Raw genomic sequence first — 3406 nt, forward strand, 5'->3', positions numbered from 1 at the left:
CATTATGCCGAGAGCCAGGTTATGCCGACTACACGCGGTGGATGTCGGGGGCCATTGCCAAAAAGCGGTTGATCATTCGGCATAATCCGGAACCATCAGCTTGTCGCTCGGCAGCAGGGTGATGAGCGCTGTTTGCTCCACAAGAAGGAGCAAGCACCATGCGCAAGCATCAACCGAAGGGCATCAGCAGAGATTCGTCACATGATCCGCTCGGAGATTATCCTGAGCGATTTATTCAGCATTTGGAGAGTCAGCAATACGCGCGGGCGACGCTTCGCGAATATCGGTGCTGCCTTAGCGTGCTCGCCGACCACATGCGGCGGAAACGTATTAAGATGGCCTCTCTCGATGAAGAGGCTGCGAGACGCCTCGCCAGGGAATGCGGTGTCAGGCGGCAGCGGTACGCGATCTTCATCATCAGGAAGTTCATCCGCTTTTTGGTCGATGCAGGTGTGGCGCGACCACCGGAAGCGTATTGTGACGACAGCCCGCTGGCGCGGCTGCGGCAGGAATACGAAGACTATCTGCGCGTCCAGCGCGGCTTGAGCGCGCGGTCAATCTATCATTGTTGGCGGTTCGCAGATCGGTTCCTTGCGTTCCGGTTCAAGGGTAAGGCGTTCGATTGGTCGAGGATCACGGCGCTGGATCTGGCGAGATTCATGCAGAGCCTGACCTCGCGCCGGGACAAGACGCCGCCGACACACTTAAGGAACTTCTTCCAGTTCCTGTTCAAGAGCGGGAAGATCAAGACCAATCTCGCGCTCTCGATTCTACGGGTTGCCCCGAAATACGGGGCCAATCTCCCCAAATATCTGATGGCTGAGCAGGTCGAACAGGTGATCGCGGCGGCTAACGAGGATACGCCCGTCGGCCGGCGCGACTACGCGATGGTGCTGTTGCAGGCTCGGCTCGGCCTGCGCGCACAAGAGGTGATCGCGATCGAGCTTGACGATATTGACTGGCGCACGGGTGAGCTTCTGGTTCGTGGCAAGGGCGGACTGTACGACCGGCTGCCGCTGCCGCAGGATGTCGGCGAGGCGATTGCGAATTATATCCGTCGGGATCGGAAGACGGCCTCGCGTGCATTGTTCGTCACGCACAGGGCGCCGCGCAGGGCCTTCGCAGGCGCGCAAATCCTCAATGAGGTTCTGGAAAAGGCCTTCCGTAAGGCTGGGGTGAAACCGCCGCGGCGATATGTCGGCTCGCACATCCTGCGGCACAGCCTCGCTACGAACATGATCCGCAGCGGCGCATCGCTTGCCGAGATCGGCGACGTGCTTCGCCATCGTGCGCGCGGCACGACGATGATCTACGCAAAGCTGGACATCGAAGGCCTGCGCTCCGTGGCGCGCGAATGGCCCGTGGTGGGAGGTGCAAAATGAACATCTTGACCAAAGAGCTTGATCGCTACCTCTCGATCCGTCGCAGTCTTGGATATGATCTGAGCACGTCGGCGCGGGTGTTGCGGAGATTTGTCGTCTTTGCTGAAGCGCGCAAGGCGCGGCACATCACGACCGGCCTGTTCCTCGCCTGGCAGGCGGAGTTCGGCAACGCCAACCAAAATACGTGGTATGCGCGCCTCGGGATGATCCGCCAATTTGCTTCCTGGCTGCATGGGCTCAATCCACACAACGAGGTTCCCCCGAAAGCGCTCATTCCGGGCCGGTACCGGCGTGCCAAGCCTTACATCTACAGCGACGAAGAGATCGCCCGGATCGTGTCGGAGGCGGCCCGGCTTCCGTCCACCAACGGCATCCGAGCGCTCACCTTCACGACGCTGTTCGGCCTGATTGCCGTGACCGGCCTACGCGTCAGCGAAGCGATTGCACTCGACACCGATGATGCCGATCTCGATCGCGGCGTACTGACAATCCGGCGCGGCAAGTCTGGCAAGGCCCGCCTCATTCCGCTGTCGCAGAGCGCGACCAATCGTCTTACCGCCTATGTCTGTGAGCGTGATCGGCTCGTCGGCCGCACGCCCAAATCCTTCTTCGTATCCGACGCCGGCAACAGGCCAGACGATTGCAGCGCCCGCTACAACTTCGCGGCGGTCTGTCAACGGATTGGGCTTCGATCCCGTCAAAAGTTCAACAGGCACGGGCGGGGACCGCGCATCCACGATCTGCGGCACACCTTTGCAGCACGGACGATGGTGGATTGGTATCGCTCCGGCAAGGACCCGGAGCGGGAGATGATCAAGCTATCGACCTATCTCGGCCACGAAAAACCGGAACATACCTATTGGTACATCGAGGCTGTGCCGGAATTGCTGGAGCTTGCCTGCGAGCGCGCCGCCCGCGCCGTCTCAGGGGAGTGTAGCCGATGAATACATCCACGCTCCCCGCCCTGGTCCAGCGGTTCTTTACAGATCGCCTCACGGGCCAACTTGAAGCCAGCCCCAATACGATTGCGGGTTACCGCGACACCTTCCGATTACTGCTGCGCTACGCGAGCCAGCGCTTCGGCAAGCCGCCGACAAAACTCAAAGTCGAGGATCTCGATGCAGCTTTGGTCGGCGAGTTCTTGACCCATGTGGAGAAGGTCCGGCGCAACAGCGCTCGCAGTCGCAACACGCGGCTTGCCGCGATCCGGTCGTTTTACCGTTACGTGGCGATGAACGCACCGGAGCATGCGCTCCATTGCCAGCGTGTCTTGTCGATGCCGAACAAGCGTTACACGCGCCGCTCGGTCGATTTTATCGACCGCACGGAAATGGAGGCCCTGCTTGCGGCACCGGATGCATCGACATGGATCGGTCGCAGAGATCGTGTCATCCTGCTTCTGGCTCTGCAAACGGGGCTGCGCGTTAGCGAGCTGATCAACCTCGATTGTGGCGACGTCCTACTTGGCGTCGGCGCTCATATCCGCTGCGAAGGCAAGGGACGGAAGGAGCGCAGCACACCGCTGCGGCGCGATACCGTTCGAACACTCGAAGCATGGCTGAAGGAACGATCCGGCAATGCCGATGATCCCGTCTTCCCAACAATCCGGGGTGACCGGCTAAGCCGCGATGCTGTCGAGCATCTTGTCCGGAAATACACGCTCGCCGCGTCCAGAGCATGCGCGTCGCTCATGGGGAAGCGCGTCAGCCCGCATGTCCTGCGCCACTCGACCGCGATGGACCTGCTCCAGAACGGTGTCGATCGCACCGTGATCGCCCTGTGGCTCGGCCACGAGTCCGTCGAGACTACCCAGATCTACGTCCACGCCGACATGCGTCTCAAAGAGAAAGCTTTGGCGCGGGTGAAATCCACCACGTCGCGACCAGGGCGTTACAGGCCCGACGATGCTTTGCTGAGCTTCCTGGAATCGCTCTGATTATGCCGCATGGAAATGCCGGTCTGGCCGCGCTGCGCAGGCCAAGCCAGATCGGCGCGGCATAACACTTGGTTCGGCATAATGGCCA

Annotated in this window: 3 protein-coding genes; all 3 read left to right on the top strand. The window is 60.9% G+C overall.

What is annotated here, in order from left to right; all coding sequences use genetic code 11:
* The first annotated feature begins 335 nt into the window (after positions 1 to 335).
* Genes ACFFWD_RS08065 through ACFFWD_RS08075 form a run of 3 tightly spaced genes read left to right on the top strand, consistent with a single transcriptional unit; the run spans position 336 to position 3318 of the window.
* The gene (locus ACFFWD_RS08065) at positions 336 to 1382 is read left to right on the top strand and encodes a tyrosine-type recombinase/integrase (RefSeq protein ID WP_376963318.1); all 1047 of its coding nucleotides are present in this window, start codon (positions 336 to 338) and stop codon (positions 1380 to 1382) included.
* Entirely contained in the window at positions 1379 to 2326 is a 948-nt protein-coding gene (locus ACFFWD_RS08070; RefSeq protein ID WP_376963321.1) for a tyrosine-type recombinase/integrase, read from the top strand. The genes ACFFWD_RS08065 and ACFFWD_RS08070 overlap by 4 nt, the downstream gene beginning before the upstream one ends.
* Positions 2323 to 3318, top strand: a complete 996-nt coding sequence (locus tag ACFFWD_RS08075; RefSeq protein ID WP_376963324.1) for a tyrosine-type recombinase/integrase — start codon at positions 2323 to 2325, stop codon at positions 3316 to 3318. The genes ACFFWD_RS08070 and ACFFWD_RS08075 overlap by 4 nt, the downstream gene beginning before the upstream one ends.
* Positions 3319 to 3406: the final 88 nt, after the last annotated feature.

Source organism: Bradyrhizobium erythrophlei, assembly GCF_042430365.1.
Classification (GTDB): domain Bacteria; phylum Pseudomonadota; class Alphaproteobacteria; order Rhizobiales; family Xanthobacteraceae; genus Bradyrhizobium; species Bradyrhizobium erythrophlei.